General features: G+C 68.5%; 18 protein-coding genes. 15 read left to right on the top strand and 3 right to left on the bottom strand.

Annotation, left to right across the window (positions count from 1 at the left end; genetic code table 11):
- Positions 1 to 98 precede the first annotated feature (98 nt).
- The 3 genes from nusA (at position 99) to infB (ending at position 4,275) form a co-directional block, all read left to right on the top strand.
- Positions 99 to 1,094, top strand: coding sequence for a transcription termination factor NusA (nusA, locus tag ABFX18_RS12790; RefSeq protein WP_090146748.1), 996 nt, complete (start codon positions 99 to 101; stop codon positions 1,092 to 1,094).
- A gap of 97 nt (positions 1,095 to 1,191) precedes the next feature.
- A complete protein-coding gene (locus ABFX18_RS12785; RefSeq protein ID WP_090146750.1) occupies positions 1,192 to 1,449 on the top strand; it encodes a YlxR family protein in 258 nt (85 codons plus the stop codon).
- A 75-nt stretch (positions 1,450 to 1,524) separates the two neighbouring features.
- Positions 1,525 to 4,275: a translation initiation factor IF-2 gene (gene infB, locus ABFX18_RS12780; protein WP_346058517.1), complete on the top strand. Its 2,751-nt coding sequence runs from the start codon at positions 1,525 to 1,527 to the stop codon at positions 4,273 to 4,275.
- Positions 4,276 to 4,636: 361 nt separating this feature from the next.
- Here infB and ABFX18_RS12775 read toward each other — a convergent pair whose 3' ends face one another.
- On the bottom strand, positions 4,637 to 5,524 hold the full coding sequence (locus ABFX18_RS12775) for a DUF805 domain-containing protein (RefSeq protein ID WP_346058516.1): 888 nt from the start codon (positions 5,522 to 5,524) through the stop codon (positions 4,637 to 4,639).
- Between the two features lie 101 nt (positions 5,525 to 5,625).
- On the opposite strand from ABFX18_RS12775, the gene rbfA reads away from it, so the two are divergent.
- Complete coding sequence (rbfA, locus tag ABFX18_RS12770) at positions 5,626 to 6,057, top strand: 30S ribosome-binding factor RbfA (protein ID WP_090146755.1); 432 nt, start codon at positions 5,626 to 5,628, stop codon at positions 6,055 to 6,057.
- A gap of 9 nt (positions 6,058 to 6,066) precedes the next feature.
- Here rbfA and ABFX18_RS12765 read toward each other — a convergent pair whose 3' ends face one another.
- Positions 6,067 to 6,966 carry an HhH-GPD family protein gene (locus tag ABFX18_RS12765; protein WP_346058515.1) on the bottom strand — a complete coding sequence of 300 codons (900 nt, stop codon included), beginning with the start codon at positions 6,964 to 6,966 and terminating at the stop codon, positions 6,067 to 6,069.
- Between the two features lie 72 nt (positions 6,967 to 7,038).
- Here ABFX18_RS12765 and truB point away from each other — a divergent pair, with 72 nt between their 5' ends.
- The 11 genes from truB to hpf all read left to right on the top strand — a co-directional run bounded on the left by truB (position 7,039) and on the right by hpf (position 19,576).
- The gene (gene truB, locus ABFX18_RS12760; RefSeq protein WP_346058514.1) at positions 7,039 to 7,992 is read left to right on the top strand and encodes a tRNA pseudouridine(55) synthase TruB; all 954 of its coding nucleotides are present in this window, start codon (positions 7,039 to 7,041) and stop codon (positions 7,990 to 7,992) included.
- Positions 7,989 to 8,345, top strand: coding sequence for a hypothetical protein (locus ABFX18_RS12755; protein WP_346058513.1), 357 nt, complete (start codon positions 7,989 to 7,991; stop codon positions 8,343 to 8,345). The genes truB and ABFX18_RS12755 overlap by 4 nt, the downstream gene beginning before the upstream one ends.
- A 166-nt stretch (positions 8,346 to 8,511) precedes the next feature.
- The gene (locus tag ABFX18_RS12750) at positions 8,512 to 8,826 is read left to right on the top strand and encodes a WhiB family transcriptional regulator (protein ID WP_090146764.1); all 315 of its coding nucleotides are present in this window, start codon (positions 8,512 to 8,514) and stop codon (positions 8,824 to 8,826) included.
- A gap of 58 nt (positions 8,827 to 8,884) precedes the next feature.
- Complete coding sequence (locus ABFX18_RS12745; protein WP_346058512.1) at positions 8,885 to 11,962, top strand: glycosyltransferase; 3,078 nt, start codon at positions 8,885 to 8,887, stop codon at positions 11,960 to 11,962.
- Positions 11,959 to 13,359: a DUF5719 family protein gene (locus ABFX18_RS12740; protein ID WP_346058511.1), complete on the top strand. Its 1,401-nt coding sequence runs from the start codon at positions 11,959 to 11,961 to the stop codon at positions 13,357 to 13,359. Before ABFX18_RS12745 ends, ABFX18_RS12740 begins: the two co-directional genes overlap by 4 nt.
- A gap of 18 nt (positions 13,360 to 13,377) precedes the next feature.
- A complete protein-coding gene (locus ABFX18_RS12735) occupies positions 13,378 to 13,833 on the top strand; it encodes a metallopeptidase family protein (RefSeq protein ID WP_346058510.1) in 456 nt (151 codons plus the stop codon).
- A 90-nt stretch (positions 13,834 to 13,923) separates the two neighbouring features.
- The gene (mtrA, locus tag ABFX18_RS12730; protein WP_090146770.1) at positions 13,924 to 14,607 is read left to right on the top strand and encodes an MtrAB system response regulator MtrA; all 684 of its coding nucleotides are present in this window, start codon (positions 13,924 to 13,926) and stop codon (positions 14,605 to 14,607) included.
- A 7-nt stretch (positions 14,608 to 14,614) separates the two neighbouring features.
- Positions 14,615 to 16,315: an MtrAB system histidine kinase MtrB gene (mtrB, locus tag ABFX18_RS12725; RefSeq protein ID WP_346058509.1), complete on the top strand. Its 1,701-nt coding sequence runs from the start codon at positions 14,615 to 14,617 to the stop codon at positions 16,313 to 16,315.
- 29 nt (positions 16,316 to 16,344) lie between these two features.
- Positions 16,345 to 17,994: an LpqB family beta-propeller domain-containing protein gene (locus tag ABFX18_RS12720; protein ID WP_346058508.1), complete on the top strand. Its 1,650-nt coding sequence runs from the start codon at positions 16,345 to 16,347 to the stop codon at positions 17,992 to 17,994.
- A gap of 115 nt (positions 17,995 to 18,109) precedes the next feature.
- A complete protein-coding gene (locus ABFX18_RS12715) occupies positions 18,110 to 18,850 on the top strand; it encodes a ComF family protein (RefSeq protein ID WP_346058507.1) in 741 nt (246 codons plus the stop codon).
- Between the two features lie 96 nt (positions 18,851 to 18,946).
- The gene (gene hpf / locus ABFX18_RS12710; protein WP_090146780.1) at positions 18,947 to 19,576 is read left to right on the top strand and encodes a ribosome hibernation-promoting factor, HPF/YfiA family; all 630 of its coding nucleotides are present in this window, start codon (positions 18,947 to 18,949) and stop codon (positions 19,574 to 19,576) included.
- Positions 19,577 to 19,648: 72 nt separating this feature from the next.
- Here the strand turns inward: hpf and ABFX18_RS12705 are convergent, their stop codons facing one another.
- Positions 19,649 to 20,461: a polyprenol monophosphomannose synthase gene (locus ABFX18_RS12705; protein WP_346058506.1), complete on the bottom strand. Its 813-nt coding sequence runs from the start codon at positions 20,459 to 20,461 to the stop codon at positions 19,649 to 19,651.
- Between the last annotated feature and the right edge of the window lie 58 nt (positions 20,462 to 20,519).

Raw genomic sequence — 20,519 nt, 5'->3', positions numbered from 1 at the left:
GTGCTCGAAAGGCGATGAGCCGAGTGGGGTATCCTGAGTGGTCCGCCTGCGCGCGGACCATATTTGAATAGACATCTCAATACCACAGGAGGCCACTCGTGAAGATCGAACTCGTCACGCTGCGTCAGATCGAGCGTGAGAAGGAAATCCCCTTCGACGAACTGATCGAGATCATCGAGCAAGCGATTCAGTCGGCATACCTGCGCCATGCGGAGAACCAGAAGCTCCCCGTTCCCCGCGAGAGCGATGTGCGCGTGACCCTCGACCGGAAGAGCGGCGAGATCTCCGTGCTCATCCCTGAACTCGACGACGAGGGCCAGGTCATCGGCGAGTCGTACGTGACCACCGATGAATTCGGCCGAGTCGCCTCGAGCGCCGCCAAGCAGGTCATCAATCAGCGTCTGCGCGACCTCACCGACGACGCAGTGCTCGGCACCTTCAAAGACAAGGAGGGCCAGATCGTCTCCGGTGTCGTGCAGCAGGGGCCGAACCCTCGCATGGTGCACATCGACCTGGGCGAACTCGAGGCGATCCTCCCTCCAGAGGAGCAGATCCCCGGTGAGAGCTACGCGCACGGCACACGTCTGCGCGTGTACGTCACCAGCGTGTCGAAGGGCACGAAGGGGCCGCAGGTCATCGTCTCCCGCACCCACCCCGGACTCGTGCGCAAGCTCTTCGAACGGGAAGTGCCCGAGCTCGCCGAGGGGCTCGTCGAGATCGTGTCGCTGGCCCGCGAAGCCGGTCACCGCACCAAGGTGGCAGTCCGCGCGAAGCAGGCAGGAATCAACGCCAAGGGCACGTGCATCGGCGAACTCGGCAGCCGCGTGCGCGCCGTGATGAGCGAGCTCGGAGAAGAGAAGATCGACATCGTCGACTACTCGCCCGCGCTGCCGGCATTCGTCGCCAACGCGCTGTCGCCGGCGAAGGTGACCGACGTGTTCATGCTGAACGAATCGCTGAAGCAGGTGCGTGCGCTCGTTCCCGATTTCCAGCTCTCGCTCGCGATCGGCAAGGAAGGTCAGAACGCCCGCCTCGCCGCGAAGCTGACGGGCGCGAAGATCGACATCCAGCCGGATTCCATCATGAACGACTGACGCACGCGATTGATCGTGAGCGTCTGAGGCTCCCAGATGCGGCTTCGACTGAGAGCGGCGCCGCATCTGGGAGAGCAGAAAGTAGGAAGCTGGTAAGATGGTTCCGGTTCGGACCTGTGTCGCGTGTCGCAAACGCGCCCCGCGCACAGAGATGCTGCGGGTGGTGGTGCGCGAAGGTCGACTTCTGGTCGACGATCGCGCGGTGCTTCCGGGGCGAGGAGCGTGGGTGCATCCCGTGTTCCAGTGTCTGGATCGTGCGGTGACGCGAGGAATCCTCCTCCGTGCACTGCGAGTGTCGGGGAAACCCGACGTAAGTCCCTTAGAGAACAGGCTGAAAACACTCATGGACAACTAATGAGCGGCTCACAATGAAGCCCGTCGGCTAATTAATGGTTCTCGCCTGTCTGGCGTGAACCCAGACAGGAGAAAAGTGGCAAACCCACGCGTACACGAGATCGCTGCGGAGATCGGTGTCGATAGCAAGGTCGTTCTGGCCAAGCTCAAAGATATGGGCGAGTTCGTCAAGGCGTCCTCGTCAAGCATTGCGCCCCCGGTGGCGCGCAAGGTCAAGGCTGCCCTCGAGGCAGACGGTGTGACCAAGGCCCAGGGTGACGGCGATGCGGCTGCGAAGCCCGCCGCCAAGAAGGCTGCCGGCGCCCCGAAGCCGGGCCCGAAGCCCGCCCCGAAGCCGGAGCCCGAGGCTCCTGCCCCGGCCGAGGCCGCCCCGGCGCAGCCGGCGGCCGAACCCGCATCCCCGGCTGCAGAAGCGCTGGCCGAGATGAAGCCGGGCGGGCAGAAGCCCGGTGCGGCGAAATCCGCTGACGGGAAGCCGGGTGCGGCAAAGCCCGCCTCCGGGTCGAAGTCGGGTGGCCCCAAGCCGGGTGGCCCGCGTCCGGGCAACAACCCGTTCGCGTCCAGCCAGGGCATGGGCATCCCCCGTCCCCCGCGCCCGGGCAACAACCCGTTCGCCCCGAATCAGGGCATGGGTCGTCCCGGTGCCGGCGCTGCCGGGCGCCCGAACCCCGGAAACATCCCGCGCCCCGCTCCGCGCCCTCAGGGCGGCGGCGCAGGCGGCCCCGGCGGTCGTGCAGGCGGCCCCGGTCGGCCCGGCGGCGGTCGTCCCGGTGGCGGCGGTGGCGGTTTCAACCGTCCAGGCGGCGGCGGTGGCGCTCCCGGTGCAGGCGGCTTCGGCGCGCCGCGCCCGGCAGGCGGCTTCGCCGGCCGTGGCCGCGGCGGCCGCGGTGCAGGCACCGCTGGTGCGTTCGGCCGTGGCGGCTCCAAGAGCAAGGCGCGCAAGTCGAAGCGGGCGAAGCGGCAAGAGTTCGAGATGCGGGAGGCCCCGTCGCTCGGCGGTGTCAGCGTTCCCCGCGGTAACGGCAACACGCCGGTTCGTCTGCGTCGCGGTGCATCGCTCTCCGACTTCGCGGACAAGATCGACACGAATGCCTCGAACCTCATCACCGTCCTCTTCCACCTGGGAGAGATGGCAACGGCGACGGAGTCGCTCGATGAGGCCACGTTCCAGATCCTCGGTGACGAACTGGGGTACAAGATCCAGATCGTCTCTCCCGAGGACGAGGATCGCGAACTCCTCGAAGGGTTCGACATCGACATCGATGCCGAGCTCGAAGAAGAGGGCGACGACGTGCTGCAGGCTCGCCCGCCGGTCGTCACCGTCATGGGTCACGTCGATCACGGTAAGACCCGCCTGCTCGATGCGATCCGCAAGGCAGACGTCGGTGGCGGCGAGGCCGGTGGCATCACGCAGCACATCGGTGCGTACCAGGTGCACACCGAGCACGATGGCATCGAGCGCGCGCTGACCTTCATCGATACTCCGGGCCACGAGGCGTTCACCGCCATGCGTGCCCGTGGTGCGCAGGTCACCGACATCGCGATCCTCGTGGTCGCAGCTGACGACGGCATCATGCCGCAGACGATCGAGGCGTTGAACCACGCGCAGTCGGCGAACGTGCCGATCGTGGTCGCGGTCAACAAGATCGACAAGGAAGGCGCGAACCCGGAGAAGGTGCGTCAGCAGCTCACCGAGTTCGGTCTGCTCTCCGAGGAGTGGGGCGGCGACGTCATGTTCGTCGATGTGTCGGCGAAGAACAACGTCGGCATCAACGACCTGCTCGATGCGGTACTGCTCACCGCTGACGCAGGTCTGGACCTGCGTGCGAACCCGAACAAGGACGCACGCGGTGTCGCGATCGAGGCGAAGCTCGACAAGGGCCGCGGATCCGTCGCGACCGTGCTCATCCAGTCGGGTACGCTGCGCGTCGGTGACGCGATCGTCGCGGGTACGGCCTACGGCCGTGTTCGTGCGATGAGCGATGAGAACGGCGATCCCGTGCTCGAAGCCGTTCCCTCGCGTCCGGTGCAGGTGCAGGGTCTCTCGAGCGTTCCGCGCGCGGGTGACAACTTCATCGTCACCTCCGAGGATCGCACCGCCCGTCAGATCGCCGAGAAGCGCGAGGCTGCAGAGCGCAACGCGATGCTCGCCAAGGCACGCAAGCGCATCAGCCTCGAAGAGTTCACGAAGGCGCTCGAGGATGGCAAGGTCGAGTCGCTCAACCTCATCATCAAGGGTGACGTGTCGGGTGCCGTCGAGGCGCTCGAGGAATCGCTCATGAAGATCGAGGTGGACGATTCGGTCCAGCTCCGCATCCTGCACCGCGGTGTCGGTGCGATCACCGAGTCCGACGTGGATCTCGCCACGATCGACAACGCGATCGTCATCGGCTTCAACGTGCGCCCCGATGTCAAGGCTCGCGAGCGCGCAGCGCGCGAGGGCATCGACATTCGGTTCTACAACGTCATCTACAACGCGCTCGATGACATCGAGAACTCGCTCACGGGCATGCTCAAGCCGGAGTACGAAGAGGTCCGTTCGGGTGTCGCCGAGATCCGCGAGGTGTTCCGCTCCTCGAAGGTCGGCAACATCGCCGGTGTCATCGTGCGCAGTGGCACCATCACGCGCAACGCGAAGGCTCGTGTCATCCGCGAGGGCGTCGTCATCGCCGATGGCCTGGCCATCGAGTCGCTGCGTCGTTTCAAGGATGACGTCACCGAGGTGAAGACGGACTACGAGGCCGGTATCGGTCTCGGCAAGTTCAACGACATCCAGATCGGTGACGAGATCGAGACGACCGAGATGGTGGAGAAGCCGCGCGGCTGACACGCGGTGCTCGCCTGACAGGGGCGGGGAGGATCAGCTTCGGTTGATCCGCCCCGCCCCTGTTGCGTGCGCAGAACATGTTCTCGGCCCGTGGGAGGAAGGAGCCCACGCCGTCATGCTCCTCCGGGGGCGGGGCGTCGCCGTGCAGGAGATCCGCGCTCGTGCGGGCCGGTTGCTGCGATCGGGCCCGGGGAGCGCGGATCCCCTGCTCGAGCGATGAGCTACTGCTCGAGCGCGGCTATCCTGCTGGAGCGCGGATCTCCTGCGTGAGCCCGAGTGCGGGGCCGCGCGTAAGCGAGCAGGTACGACGAAGGCCCGCGCCGCCGAAGCGGGCGCGGGCCTTCGAGACGGCCGCGAGCAGTTACACGCGGTCGAAGCGCCGACCCAGCGGGCTGGGCGGCAAGACCATGAAGACGAGCACGACCAGGCCGCCGACGTAGGGGATGAAGCTCAAGAAGTAGAACGGGCCGGCGAAGTTCGCATCGTGGAAGCGGCGCCAGCTGATGGCGATGCTCGGCACGAGCAGGGCGAGCCCGATCACGATGAGGAGCCCGAGGCCGACGAAGAGGAGCGTGAGCCCCAGGCCTGCCGCTGGCGCGACGGCGGCCGAACCGTATCCGTCGCCGAAGCCGTCGTCGTACGTGGAGGAATTGTCGCTCGCGACCGCGAGCATCACGACGCCGATGATGTAGAGCGCCAGCGGAATGAGCGTGACCAGGAAGCTGAACAGTGCGACCCACCAGTACTCGCTCCGGGATGCGCGCCCGCTGAAGCCGGCGTAATTCTTGAGGAAGCGGCGGATCGCCTGGCCGAAGGTCGCCCCGTAGAGCGGGCGGCTGAGATCTTCAGGGTCGGTCGCGCCGTTGAACGGCTCGCCCGGGCCCGGCACGCCCGTCATGCCGGCTGCGTAGGCCGGAGCCGAGGCGTAGTGCGGCTGGGGCTGACTGGGGTACAGCGAGGCTGCGGGAGGGGCGTAGGGCGCCTGCGGCTGCTCGGGCTGCTGCGGGGCCTGGTACTGAGGAGCCTCGTACTGCGGCTGCTCTGGCTGCTGCGGGGCCTGGTACCGCGGTGCTCCGTACTGCGGCTGCTCTGGCTGCTGCGGGGCCTGGTACTGCGGGGCCTGGTACTGCGGAGGCGCGGTGTTCGGGGGTGTCGGCTGGTCGTCGGTCGGCGCGGAGCCCGGCACGGACTTGCCCGTATCGTGGCTCTCGGGCTGTTCCGGGTTCTCGGGGGTGGGTGGGTACGTCATGAAGACGCCTCCTCAACTGTTCGTCGCGTACGTCTGACTGCATCCATCGTAGGGGCATGCGTACGCATCGTCTGAGAGAAATCCGGCGGTAGTCTGGGTGCATGAGCAATCCACGGGCGGGAAAAGTCGCCGAGCGCATCCAGCAGATCATCGCACGGCGCCTCGAGAAGGGGCTCCGTGATCCGCGCCTCGGCTTCGTGACGATCACCGATGTGCGTGTCACGGGCGATCTGCAGCAGGCGAGCGTGTTCTACACGGTGTACGGCGACGAGCAGGAGCAGGTGGACACGGCGGCCGCGTTGAAGGCGGCGACGGGAATGCTGCGCACCGAGGTCGGCAAGCAGCTCGGCACGCGGTTGACCCCGGTGCTCGAGTTCATTCACGACGAACTTCCCGAAAGCGCCCAGCACCTCAACGAGCTTCTCGCGGAGGCCAAGCGGCGAGACGATGAGGCCGCGGCGCTCGCAGCTCAGGCGCAGTACGCGGGTGAAGAGGACCCGTATGTGAAGCCGCGCGAGGACGAAGACCGCTAGGGGCACTCCCTAGGGCAGGCGCGCCTGCCCGTCGAGCTCGATGACGAGGCCGTCGGCGAGGAGCGAGTCGTACGCGCGACGCGGTTGCTCCGGATCGCGGACGCCTCCCTCGGCTGCCGCGTCGAGCGCGGTCTCGCGGTCGACGGACGTGCTCGAGCGACGCAGCAGCGCCATGATCCGGCCCCGCACTTGGCGGTCGCTTCCGTCGAACTTCGCCTGCCTCGGTCGTTTCTCAGGTGCGTTGTCGGGGTAGCCGGCGCCTCGCCACTCGCACCATGCGGCCACGGGGCACTCGCCGCATCGCGGAGCCCGAGCGGTGCACACCGTTGCGCCGAGCTCCATCGCTGCCGCGTTGAACACGGCGGCCGACTCGCGAGATTCGGGCAGGAGCGCTTCCATATCGGTGAGGTCGCCCGGTGCAGGCATGCCGGCGGCTGCGCGGCCGTGCACGAGCCGCGCGATCACGCGCCTGGTATTGGTATCGACGACCGGATGGCGTTCACCGTACGCGAAGGCGGCGACCGCGCGGGCGGTGTACGGGCCGATGCCGGTGAGCGCCAGCAGGTCGTCGACGTTCGACGGCACCGCATCGCCGTGCTGCTCGCTGATCTCGACGGCGGCACGATGCAGCCAGAGCGCGCGCCTGGGATACCCCAGGCGATCCCACGCCCGTACCGCTTCGCCCGGCTCGTCGGCGGCGAGCGCAGAGGGTGTCGGCCAGCGTTCGATCCAGGCGACCCAGCGGGGGAGCACGCGCTCCACCTGGGTCTGCTGCAGCATGAACTCAGAGACGAGGATCGCCCAGGGCGTCACGTCGGCGCCACGCCAGGGCAGGTCTCGCGCTGCGCGCGCGAACCAGGCGCTCAGCGCCGCCGCGATCTCGGAGGCGACGTCTTCGGTCGGGTTCATCGGCTCCAGTGTAGGCCGCCTCTCGGATGCGGGGCGGCGGGAGGGCGCTGCCGCCGCCGGTAGGCTGAACGGGTGACGAACGACCCAGCCATTCTGCCCGCGCAGGGCGCCATTCTGCTCGTGGACAAGGCGGAGGGCTGGACGAGCCATGACGTCGTCGCGAAGTCTCGGCGTGCGCTCGGCACACGCAAGGTGGGGCACGCCGGCACCCTCGATCCCATGGCGACGGGCCTCCTCGTGCTGGGGGCGGGGCCGTCGACGCGCTTGCTGACGCATCTCGTCGGGCTCGACAAGACCTACCTCACGACGATTCGACTCGGGTACGCGACTGTGACCGACGATCGCGAGGGCGAGCGGATCAGCACCGCGGATGCGGGAGCCATGGGCGAGGTGACGCCCGAGCGCATCAGCGCCGCTGCGGCGGAGCTGACGGGGGACATCATGCAGGCGCCGAGTGCAGTGAGCGCCATCAAGGTGAACGGGCAGCGCGCCTATGATCGGGTGCGCGCCGGCGAGGCGGTCGAATTGCAGCAGCGACCGGTCACCGTGCACGCCTTCGAACTGGGAGAAGCTCGTCACGGGGTCGACGACACCGGGGCGCCTGTCATCGACATCGACGCGACGGTACGGTGCTCGACCGGCACCTACATCCGAGCCCTCGCGAGGGATCTCGGAAAGGCACTCGGGGTCGGCGGTCATCTGACGATGCTGCGTCGCACGCGCGTCGGCCCGTTCGATGTCGCGGACGCTGTCGGCACGGAGGCGCTCGCGCAGGGCGGCGCGCTGCCGCTCCTCGCTCCGACGTCGGTGGCCACGTCGCTGTTCCCGCGCCTGGATCTCGGTGCAGAGCAGACGATCGACCTCGGCAACGGCAAGAAACTCGAGGTGGATCCCTCCGTCGTCCCCGACGCCTCCATCGCGGCGGCCGTGGGGCCCGGTGAGCGTCTCGTGGGTCTGGTGCAGGTGAAGCGCGGTCGAGTGCGCGTCGTCACGAACTTCCCGGTGGAGACGGGAGGCGCTCCATGATCGCCTGGTACGGCGTCGCGGTCATCGTCGTCGCTCTCGCCGCCGCGGTGCTCTGCCTGGTGGAGGCGCTGCGCCGACGCGCGCCGAACGATTTCACGATGGGCGCCACGCTCCTCGTCGCTCTGGTGTTGATCGCGCAGGTCGTCGTGGCGATCGCGGCACCGGCCGCCGGCAACGCGCCCGCGGGGGATCCGCTCGAGTTCTGGATGTATCTCATCGTCGCGCTGATGCTTCCGCTGGGGGCAGGATTCTGGGCCCTGGTCGACCGCACGCGCTGGGCGAACCTGGTGCTCGCCGTCGTGCATCTCTCGGTCGGCGTGATGACGTACCGGATGCTGGTGATCTGGGGCTGACCTCGGATGGCGGTTTCGCGCACAGTTGCGACTCGCTGGCGTGTCCTCCACCCTCAATGCGTGATTGAGGGTTTAGAATCCTCAGCTTGACTTGAGGGAATCACAACGGTGTAATTATGTGAGCGCGGTTGCGAGCACGAGCCGCTGAAGTCGAGGAAGGGACGGGATGTTGAGCGACACTTCGCACACGCCGGTACCCGGCAACTGGTTCGTGGACCCGGTCTTCCTCGGCACTCCCGGGATCCGGCGCGATGACGAAGAGGCACTGTCCTGGCAGACGGACGCCCTGTGCGCGCAGACCGACCCCGAGGCGTTCTTCCCCGAGAAAGGCGGATCGACGCGCGAAGCGAAGCGAATCTGCGAGGGCTGCGAAGTCCGGTCGGAGTGCCTCGAGTACGCGCTCGAGAACGACGAGCGCTTCGGCATCTGGGGCGGTCTCTCGGAGCGCGAGCGCCGCAAGCTCCGCCGAGAAGCGATCTGATCAGCGCCCGGCATGGCTCCGGGGCGCGCACATGATCCGCGCCTAGACTTGCCGAGTGATGCGCACCCGAGTAACCGCCATCCTGGTCGCCCAGCGGGGCGGCGATTGGCTCGACCAGACGATAGCCGGCATCGCCGGGCAAACGCTCGCGCCCGCGAACATCATCGCGGTCAACAACGGCGGCTCTGACGACGTTCGAGAGCAGTTGCTTGCGAGCGGCGCGGACCGCGTGGTCGGCCTCCCATCGCGGCTGCCGTTCGGCGAGGCGGTCGCGCGCGCCGTGGAAGCAATGGCTCCGGCCTCCGATGAGGGCAATGCCGGCGTACGAGCGGACGCCCCCCTCACCAGGCAGGGGGAGGGACAGCCGAAACTGCTGCCGGGGACGGCTCCCGATGAGTGGATCTGGCTGCTCAGCGAGGATTCGTGCCCCGAACCTGCAGCGCTCGAGCGGATCGTCAGCAGCGTGCAGCGCTCGCCATCGGTGGTCGTCGCCGGGCCGAAGCTGGTCGACTGGGATCATCCCGACCGCATCATCGAACTCGGCCAGAGTCTCACTCGATACGGCTCGCGGTGGACCCTCCGCCGCCAGGAGCTCGACCAGCAGCAGTACGACCACATGCAAGACGTGCTCGGCGTCGGACCCGTCGGCATGCTCGTGCGCCGCGACGTCTGGGACGAGCTCGGCGGCTTCGACCCCGCCCTTCCCGTGTACGACGACGGCCTGGATTTCTGCGTGCGCGCCCGCCTCGCCGGTCACCGCGTCGAGGTGGCCCCCGCGTCGCGCGTACGGTTCGCCCAGAGCGGTGTGGCAGGCCCGCGCATCGATCGCAGGCGCTCCGTGCTCCGTCATGCGCACCGCCAGGCGCGCACCGCGCATCTGCATCGCCGGATCGCCTACGCCTCGCCCGTCGTCGCGTTTCTCACCTGGTTGTGCCTGCCGGTATACGCGCTGCTGCGGGTGCTGTGGGCGTTGATCCGCGAGCAGCCAGGGTACATGGTCGGCGAGTTCGTGGCGGCCTTCGCCGTCTTCTTCCGACCGCACGCGATCCTCGCCTCCCGTCGCCGCATCGCAGCGCACTCGTCGGCAGGCTGGTCGGCCGTGCGGCAGCTGCGCATCGACCCGAAGAGCGTGCGCACCGCACGCATGATCGACCGTGAAGCGATCCTTGCGTCCTCCGGGCGGCAGCGACGCGAGATGCACTTCATCTCGATGGGCGGACTCGCAGTCCTCTCCACGGCGGCGGTCGCCGCCGTCGTGCTGATGTGGTGGGCGTTCCCGCAGACGAGCCTCTTCGGGGGCGGTCTCGCTCCGCTGAGCCCGCTCGACCAGCTCTGGGCGAATACGCGCCCGATCGATGGGATTCCAGCCGATCCGTTCACCTGGGTGCTCGCGCTGATCGGGACGCTGACGTTCTGGAACCCGTCGCACGCGGTCGTGCTGCTGATGATCGTCTCGATCCCGCTCACAGCGCTCGGCGCTTGGATCTGGGCGGCTCAGCTCACCGAGTCGAAAGCGGGGCGAGCCCTCCTGAGTCTCGGGTTCGCGCTGAGCCCCGTGCTCCTGGGATCCATCGAAGCCGGCCGGCTGCAGACCCTCGTCCTCGCCGTCGTGCTCCCGTGGCTGCTGCTCGCGGCGTCCCGCTGCCGGGAGTCGTGGAGCTGGGCCGGAACGGCGTCACTGCTCGCCGCAGCCGCGCTGGCCTCCGCGCCGATCCTCATTCCCGCAGCGGTGATCATGCTGATTCTGGGGCTGTTCACAACCCTGCGCGGCGTCGCCCGCGTGCTGACGACCGCTCTCGTGCCGGCCATCCTCTTCGCGCCGAAGTTCTTCGCGAGCATCGTCTCGGGGCGCCCCCTCGACGTGCTCCTCGATCCGGGCATCAACTCTCCCTTCCAGCCGGGCACGACCTGGCATCTGCTGATCGGCTACCCCGAGTTCGGGCTCGAGGGCTGGGCCGGCATTCTCGACGGCATCGGCCTCGGCGGGCCTCCGGCCACGCTGCTCATCGGAGTACTGATGCTCCCGCTCGCGCTGCTCGCCCTGCTGGGCCTGTTCGCCGGGCGCGTCGCCGTGACGCTGCTGCACTCGGCGCTCGGCGCGCTCGGGCTCGCGACGGCCGTCGCGGCAGGGCAGCTGCAGCTCACCGCGGCAGGAGGCTCGAGCATCGCCGTCTGGACGGGCTCCGGGCTCGCGCTGTACTGGATCGCGCTCCTCGGACTCGCAGCGGTCGGCGCGGCCGCACTGCGGCGCGGCGCGACTCCGGTCGTCGCCGTCGCTCTCGCCGCTGCGATCATCGCGGTGCTCCCGGTCTCAGCGCAGCTCGTGCTGAATCGCGTGCCCTTCGCTCCGGCGAGCTCCCAAATGCCGGCGCTGGTGCAGGCCGCGGGAGAGACGGACTCCGGAGTGCGCACCCTCGTGATCACCGCGGAGGGCGATCATGCCGTCCGCGCCGAGCTCGTGACCGGGAGCGGCCTGCGTCTCGACGAGATCCGCACCGCGCTGACCACGCCGGAGGAGCGGGAAGCCGACCGCCAGGTCGCCGAACTCGTCGCAGGTCTCGCGAGCGTCGGCGGGCGCGACGTGACCGAAGCGCTGCAATCAGCGGGTGTCGGCTTCGTGCTGCTGCCCGTCGGCGGAGACGACGCGGAGCGCTCGGAGCTGCAGCGGGTGTTCGATCAGCATCAGGCGCTCGCGAACGCCGGACTCACCGATCAAGGACTGCTCTGGCGCGTTCAGCAGGCGCCTGGCCAGGATGCCGAAGTCGGCGACTCCGCAACTCGATTGGGAGGCACCTCGCTGAGCGGCACGACCGTCTGGGCGGTGCAGCTCGCGGTGCTGTTCGGCGTGATCCTGCTCGCGCTTCCCACCGCCGAAGTGACCTGGCGGCCCGAGAAGCGCAGGCGCCCATCGCGCCGGAAGAACCGCGCCACTCGTGCACGTTCGACCGCGGCGACCGAGGCGACCGCGCCCGCCGCGCCGGCCGAGTCTCGGGCTGACACGGCCGACGCGCAGACGGACCCTGCGGAGCCCACAGCGGAGCCGGCAGCGGAGCCCACAGCGGAGCCGGCAGTGGACCGGACCGCTGATGCGCCCGGCGAGCGGACGACCGATGAGACGAACGGAGACGGACGATGACCGATCGTTCACGGCTACTGCGCGGCGGCGCCCGGGCGGTCACCGGTCTGCTGGTGACGGCGGCGGCCGTCGGCGGCGTCGTGCTCATGGGCAATGTTCCGCTGCCGTCGGTGGTGCACGAACCGCTCGCGCTCACGGTCGATACGACGCAGGACACGGCGCGCACGCTTGCGTGCGCCGGGTCCTTCTCCGAACTCGGCGCCGACCCTGCGCGGCCGGGAGTCGCGATCCCCGTCGGCGAAGCCACGACCGCGGTATCCGGAGAAGCATCGGGCACTGCGACGCTCGCGCGCGGTGAGGGAACGGGCCTTCCGAGTGTCGTCTTCGCGCCGATGTCGCAGCCGCTCGCCGCGGCGCAGTTCCAGGCGATCGACACCGAGAATCTGCGGGGCGCAGCGGCGAGCAGCTGCGCGGAACCGAGCAATGAGCAGTGGATCATGGGCGGCGCTTCGTCGCTCGGCTTCTCGACGACGCTGAGTCTCGGGAACCCGGGCACGGTGCCGGCGACGGTTTCGATCGCCGTGTACGACGAGAACGGCGCAGTCGACTCGGTGCAGACGGCCGGAGTGATCGTCGCTCCAGGCACCCAGCAAACGGTGTCGCTCAACGGGTACGCGCCCGATCGCGAGCGGCTCGCCGTGCGCGTTGTGAGCACGGGAGCTCCGGTCACCGCGCACGTCGGGGTGGCGCAGAGCTCGGGCATCACCCCGTTCGGCGTCTCCGGGGCGACACCGCAGGTCGAACCGTCCACTTCGCTCGTCATCCCGGCGATCGAGAATGCGGACGGAGACGACCGCGGCCCGAACGATTCGGGTGAGGGGGACGCGTTCCCCTTCATCGTCCGCGCGCTCGCCCCGGGGGAGCTCGCCGGCACCGCATCAGTGCGCGTGCTCGACAAGAATGGGAAGAGCACCGAGGTCGGCGAGATCGAACTGGCGCCGAACGCGGTCGGAGAGCTGAGGGTCGGGACGCTGCCGGACGGTGCGAACGCGCTCGTCATCGACGCCGACGTTCCCATCATCGCGGGCGCTGCCGGTTCAGCCGACGATGCTGACACCCGGGAGCACGACTTCGAGTGGTTCGCTCCGGCTCCCGTCATCGCCGCCGACGCCGAGGTCGCCGCGCCCGTCGTGGCCGGTGGGCGTCTGGTCGTCGTGAATCCAGCGGACACTGAAGCAGAGATCACCATCGCGCGCGCGGATGGCAAGGGCAAGGACACGACCGAGACCGTCCGGCCGGGCGCAGCGGTCGTGCTGGATGCTCCGGCGAACGCCATCCTCACGAGTTCGGCACCCGTCCATGCAGGCGTGCGGTACGTGTCCGATTCCGCGATCGCCGGGTACCCGATCCTCGCACCCGATCCGCGGGACGGCACGCTGACGGTCTACCCGCGCTAGCCGACGTAGACTGTGGGCATGTTCGGTCGTCGTCGTGCTCCTTCTCGGGATGCTCCCGCAATGCCGTCGAGGGCGCGGGCGTCGCGGCACGGGCGGCGTCCGATCCGATCCTCGCTCACGGGCCCGGCGCTCCCCGATCCCGAGGGTCGCTTTCGACGCTTCGAGGCCGATGCCCGCGCTGCCATCGCAGTCGTGCAGGGGTATCTCCCGGATGAGTTGCACGGGGTGCGATTCGGCTTCCAGACCGCGCCTACGAGCGGTGGCGAGAGCCAGCTCCCGCTGCTCTACATGATCGACCGGCCGTCGAAGAGCATCGTGCTCTATCGGATGCCCATCCAGCGCGCGAAGACGCTGCACGTCGATGACGCCGAGCACCGGCGCGCGTTTCTCGAGTACTGCGTGTATCGCGCCGTCTGCGAGTATCTCGGCGCGGATCCGTGGGACTTGATTCCCGGTCGTTTCGAGCACTACTGACGTCGCCGCCATCGGTACGCCGAACCTCGCCACGAGGGCGGCCGCGCGATGCTCCGCGTATCCCGATGCTTTGCAGACATAATGGAGACTATGAGCGCGCGTATCTTGGTGGTAGACGACGACAGGGCTCTGGCGGAGATGCTGGGCATGGTGCTGCAGGCCGAAGGGTTCGTCACGGAGCACTCTGCCGACGGGGCCGATGCGGTCGAGAGATTCCGTGAGATGCGCCCCGACCTCGTGCTGCTCGACGTCATGCTGCCCGGACTCGACGGCATCGAAGTCGCGGAGAAGATTCGAGCCGAGTCGGGTACCCCGATCATCATGCTGACCGCTCGCACGGATACGCGGGACGTGGTGCGCGGCCTCGAAGCCGGGGCCGACGACTACGTCGTCAAACCGTTCAACCCGGCCGAACTCATCGCTCGCATCCGAGCCCGCCTGCGCGAGCCGCAGCAGGAGAGCGCCGAGTCGTTGCGGATCGGAGATCTGACGATCGATGTGTCGGCGCACGAGGTGCGCCGAGGATCCCAGTCCATCCCGCTGACGCCGCTCGAGTTCGATCTCCTCGCGATCCTGGCGCGCAAGCCGCAGCAGGTGTTCACTCGCGAGGTTCTCCTCGAGAAGGTGTGGGGCTACCAGTACAAGGCCGACACCCGTCTGGTGAACGTCCATGTGCAGCGCCTGCGCGCGAAGATCGAGCAGGATCCCGATCACCCGACCATCGTCACCACTGTGCGGGGCGTCGGGTACCGGGCCGGCACGCCCGTCGAGTAGGAGCGCCATGACGCGCTCCCGCCGTTCCCGCCTCGTCACCGCGCTCCGGCGGATCCGAGTGCGCTGGTTGCGATTCTCCGAGCCGGTGCTCGGAGGATTCCGCGCACGCTGGCGGCGGTCGCTCATGGTGCGCACGATGACGGTGACCGGGCTCGTCACCGGGTTCATCGTGCTGACCGCCGGCCTGTTCATCCTCGGCAGCGTCGCGAGCGACCTCTATTCCTCCCGGCAGGAGCAGGCGCTGCAGGACTCGGCGCGCGCGACGCTCGCGGCGCAGCGCCAGATCGACGCCTCGGATGCGTCTGATCGTGGCGCCCTCTCGACGCTGGCCGCCTCGGTGCGGCGCACCGTGCGAGACACGACCTCGAGCCAGATGGTCTACCTGCGCAGGCAGGCCGGTCAGGAGGTGTTCGCCGACGCACCGCCGCCCTCATTCACGAGCTCGCTGCTGCCGGAGGCGGTGACCCCGGAGCTCGCGCACGCCGTCGAAGCGGGCACCGCGGCCCAGTACTGGCAGGCCGTCACGTTCATCGAGGAGGATGGCTCGCCGTCGCCCGGCATCGTGGTCGGTTCGAGCGTCACCTTCCCCGCCGGAGCTGGCACCTACGATCTCTTCATCGGATACAACCTCGCCGACACGCAGGACACGCTCTCGTTCGTGCAGCGCACCCTCTTGATCACAGCCGCGGCGATGATGGCCTTCATCGGCATCCTGGTCTGGATCATGTCCCGCATCGTCTTCCGGCCGATCCGCTCCGCCGCAGCCGCGAGCCGTCGTCTCGCGTCAGGTGAGAGCGACGCGCGGATGCCGTTGCAGAACGATGAGCACTTCGACGTGCTCTCGGAGGGCTTCAACGAGATGGCCGAGACGCTCCAGATGCGCATCGAGGAGCTCGACCAGCTCTCCGAGATGCAGCAGCGCTTCGTCTCGGACGTCTCCCACGAGCTGCGCACACCGCTGACGACCGTGCGCCTGGCGAGCCAGGTGCTCCAGAGCAGCACGCACGGGCTCGAGCCGGGTCAGCGGCGCGCAGTGGAGGTGCTCGGCGGTCAGATCGACCGGTTCGAGACGCTCCTCGAAGATCTGCTCGAGATCTCCCGCTACGACGCCGGCCGCGTCACACTCGAGACGGAGCCGACGAACCTCGTCACCCTGGCGACCGAGGTGGTCGAAGGGCTGCAGCCGCTGTCGGAGGGCATCATCGAGGTGCGCGCTCTGGGAGGCTATTCGCCGATCGATGTCGACGCCCGACGCATTCGGCGCATCGTCTCGAACCTCGTCGGCAACGCCATCGAACACGGCGAGGGGCGGAGCATCGTGGTGTCCATCGACTCGAACGCTGCCGCGATCTCGCTGTCGGTGCGCGACTGGGGCATCGGCATGCGGGAGGAGGATCTCGCCCACGTCTTCGACCGCTTCTGGCGCGCCGATCCGTCCCGCAAGCGGACGCTCGGAGGCACGGGCCTGGGGCTGGCGATCGCACAGGAGGATGCCGCAGTGCACGGCGGCATCCTGGAGGCCTGGTCGCAGCTCGGTGTCGGTACGAACTTCAGGCTCACGCTGCCTCGTGGCGACGGCATCACGAGTTTCATGTCGCCGTTGCCGCTCGTCCCCGAAGACGTGACACCGGAGCAGACCGATCCGCAGGCCACGGGCGGTTGGCTCAGGCGCCCGGGCCGCCGCATCCGGAAGGAAGGTCGGAAGTGAGACGATTCCGCATACGGACGAGGGCCCTGGTGCTCGCGGCAGCCGCCGCAGCCTCGCTGGCGCTCACCTCCTGCACCGCCATCCCGAGCTCCGGCCCGGTGCAGGTCGGCGCCCAGGACCTTCAGCAGGCCGAGCAGCCGGTGCAGTTCAACGCGGCCGGGCCGGCTTCGGGATCCTCCCAGGAGGATGTCGTGCGCGGCTTCGTGCTCGCGGCGGTCTCGAGCGCCGACGATTACGGGACCGCGCGAGAGTTCCTCTCGCCGGACTATGCGAAGCAGTGGGATCCGTCGTCGAACGTCCTCGTCGACGATGGGAGCCGGCCGTACACGGAGAACGACGACGGCTCCGGCACGCTCGAGATCTCGGCTCTCGCAACCGTCGATGCCGAGGGCTTCATGCTGCCGGTCGAACCTGGTGCGAGCACCGAGCTGCGGTTCGAACTCGAACGCGTCGGCGGCGAGTGGCGGATCTCGTCGGCTCCGAACGGCATCATCCTCGATACGACGACGTTCACCACGATCTGGGCCCCGCATCAGCTGTACTTCGTCGGGCCGGGAGGCATCATGGTGCCGGAGACGCGCTGGTTCATGACGCGCTCCGCGCTGCCGACGGAGATCGTCAGCGCCCTCCTCGAAGGGCCCGGCGAGCGCATGTCAGGGGTGCTGCACAGCGGATTCCCCTCTGGCACGACGCTCGTGATGAACTCGGTGCCGATCGAGAACGGCAGAGCTCAGGTCGATCTCTCCGGGAACCTGCTCGAAGCCGGAACGACGGCGATGGCCGAGATTCGGCAGCAGCTGCGATTGAGCCTGCAGACGGTGCAGAGCGTCAACGGATACGACTTGTCGGCAGAGGGCACGCAGATCCGGTCGGAGGCCAGGAATGACGCCGTCGAACCGCGCCTGCTGAACGACGTCACCGATCCTGCGGTGCTCGTCGACGAGCAATTCGGGGCCATCGTCGCAGGTCAGTTCGTCGCCGCGCCGGGGTTCGCGACCTCGCTCAGCGACTACGAGCCGAGCGCGATCACGCTCAACCCGGAAGGGGACGCGGCAGCGATTCTCAACGCTCAGGGCGTGACGCGAGTGGACGCACTCGGCGTCGTTCCGATCGATGAGCGCGACGGGCTGCTCGATCCGATGTTCGACGCCTTCGACTTCATCTGGACCGTGCAGGCGTCGGCGCCTCAGACGCTCCGAGCGACGACCCGGGAGGGCTCGGTGATCGAGATCGCCGCTCCGTGGCTCGCCGGACGGACCCCGGTCGCCGTGCGCCTGTCGCCCGATGGCATGCGGATCGCGGCACTCGTGCGTGACGAGCAGGGGAGTCAGGTGCTGGTCGCCGGTGTGGAGCGGGACGCGGAAGGACTGCCGGTGCGCACCACCGACGAGGCCGACGTTCACCTGTGGACGAGTGGTGCGCCCGTCGACCTCGACTGGGTGGGGCAGACACGGTTCGCGGTGCTCTCGAAGGCCGATTCGACGAGTCGCGTCACCATCGGCGGTATCGGACTCATCTCTGCGGAGCAGGGCGCCGTGCAGGGGGGTGTGCAGCTCGCCGGCGGCTCGGCCCGCTCGCAGTTGCGCGTGCTGAGTTCGAAGGGCGACCTGTATGCGTCGCAGGGGAGCGGATGGCAGCGGGCCGTGACGGGCATCGAGCTGCTCGCGAAGCACGGGTAGGGGAGGGCCGCGCCGCCGTCGCTCACAGATCTCTGGCAGAGCGGCGCGCACCGCGGTTCTCCACCGAGTGTCCGTCCTCGCGGCATGCGGGAGTCCGTCTCGGAATACTCGACGCATGCCCACTCTCCGCGCTCAGCACCTCCGCGAGCTGGTGCTCGATCTCGCGGCGCTCGTGTGGCCGACCGCCTGCGTGGGGTGCGGTGCAGAGGATCGCGATTGCTGCGACGTCTGTCTCGCAGCGCTGGGCGAGCTGCCCGCCGTGCACGAGCGGGAGCTCGATGGGGTGCCCTGTTTCGCGGGAGGCAGCTACGAAGGGCCACTGTGCTCGGTGCTCGTGGCGTTCAAGCACGATGGGCGGGTGGGATTTCGCCGAGTGCTCGGAGCGGTGCTGCGCGACCCCCTGCTCAGTGCGATCCGGTGCGCGGCTCGCACCGAGGGCGGTGGGCCATCGGCTCCGCTCATCGTCGCGATGCCATCGCGACCGAACGGGGTGCGCAAGCGGGGGTACCGACACCTCGAGCTGCTCGTCACTGCAGCGCTCCGGGGCTCGCGCATTCCGTCGCTGCGCCTGCGCGCGCTCCGGACGACGCGGGGCAGGGTCGGGCAGGTCGGTCTCTCGGCCTCGGCACGTGAACGAAACGCGCGGCGCATCGCGGTGCGGCATTCGGCGCGGCACCTCGTTCGCGGGCGCCGCGTCGTGCTCGTCGACGACATCATCACGACCGGGGCGAGCATGCGCGCGGCACGGGAAGCGCTCGAGCACGCGGGCGCGAACGTCGTGGCGATGGTGGCGCTGTGCGTGGCCGGGCGACGCGATGCGCGAGGTGTTCCTGCGAAGTCGCGGGAGAATCCCTGATCCGGTGGAAACGCGTCGCGCGAGTGGAGTAGAGTTCGAGAAAGGCGTAACGGTGCGCCAGATGGCACACCCGCCCGAGTCTCCAGGGAGGTCACCATGGACGTGAACATCCGCGGCAAGAACGTCGGGATTACCGATCGTTTCGAAAGCTATGTCGAAGCGAAAACGGACAAAGTGGAGGGGCTGCTGCCCCGGGCCCAGGCGTTCGAAGTGAGAGTCTCTCGGCAGAGCGACCGGAGCCCTCAACACGGCGATCACGTCGAGATCACCCTCATCGGGCCGGGGCCCGTGATTCGCGCGGAGTCCGCCGGAGGCGACAAGTACTCGGCGTTCGACATCGCGTACGGGCGAGTGCTCGAACGCATCCGTCGCATGAAGGATAAGCGACAGGATCGCCGCGGCCGCGGCCGCACGTCACTGGCGGATGCTGCCGCCAACGACTTCGAGATGATCGATGTCACCCCAGCGCCCCTCGAAGTGCTCGAGGCCGTCGCGACCGGTGAAGTACCGGTCGTCGACTCCGGCGAGCAGGACTATTCGCCGGTGGTCATCCGCACCAAGGAGTTCCCCGCCGAGCGCATGGCCGTCGAAGACGCCGTCGATCGTATGGAGCTCGTCGGCCACGATTTCTTCCTCTTCATCGAGGAGGTCGGCGGCAATCCGAGCGTGGTCTACCGGCGCAAGGGGTGGAACTACGGAGTGATCTCGCTCTCCGAAGTCGAGTAGATCCACCGCGCCGCCAGCCGCCGGCTGGGCGGATGCAGCGCGCCGTTCTCGAACGGCGCGGCCGCGTTCCGCTCAGTCGGCGGTGGTGCGTCTGCTTCGCGATCTCCATGACCATCGCACCACGTTGGCGAATGCCTCGAGCACGATGCCGAGCGACATCTTGGAACGGCCATCGGCGCGCTCCACGAAGGTGATGGGAATCTCCGTGACGGGGCAGCCCATCCGCTCGAGCGTCCACGCGGTCTCGACCTGGAATCCGTACCCCTGCGAGTCGAGCGCCTCGAGATCGATCCGGCGGAGCCATTCGAGCTGAATGACTCGGAATCCGCTGGTGAGATCGCGCAGTCGCGAACCGAGCAGAGCGCGGGCGAACCATGTGCCGCCGCGGGAGATCCACCTGCGGTAGGCCGGCCAGTTGACGATCCGTCCGCCCTCCATCCAGCGCGTGCCGATCACGAGCCCGGCCCCAGCGCGTGAGGCCGCGACGAGCGCAGGCAGATCCTCCGCCCGATGCGATCCGTCGGCGTCCATCGCGACGACAGTGCGATACCCGTCGGAGAGCGCTGCAGCGAATCCGAGCACGTACGCGGTTCCCAGGCCGGATTTTCCAGCGCGGTGCCGAACGGAGACATGGGAATCGTCAGCAGCGAGCGCGTCGGCGATGGCGCCGGTCCCGTCCGGGCTCCCGTCGTCGACGATGAGGATGTCGGCCTCCGGAAGCGACCGCCGCACGCCGGCGACCACTGCGGCCAGCGAGTCCCGCTCGTTGTAGGTGGGGAGCACGACGAGCAGCTCAACCGCTGCAGGCGGCATGGCGTCCTTTCTCTGGTGATGAGCGACGCGAGCATCCGCACGCGGGGAGGCCGAGACGTATGGTTCCTCCATATTGGCATCTCCTCAGCCGGGAGTGAGCATGCAATTGCTAAGCTGAGGAGTTGTCACA

Source organism: Leucobacter alluvii (assembly GCF_039530485.1).
GTDB classification, from domain to species: domain Bacteria; phylum Actinomycetota; class Actinomycetes; order Actinomycetales; family Microbacteriaceae; genus Leucobacter; species Leucobacter alluvii.
Note: the sequence above shows the minus strand (reverse complement) of the source record. Positions and strands in the feature narration are given on the sequence as shown.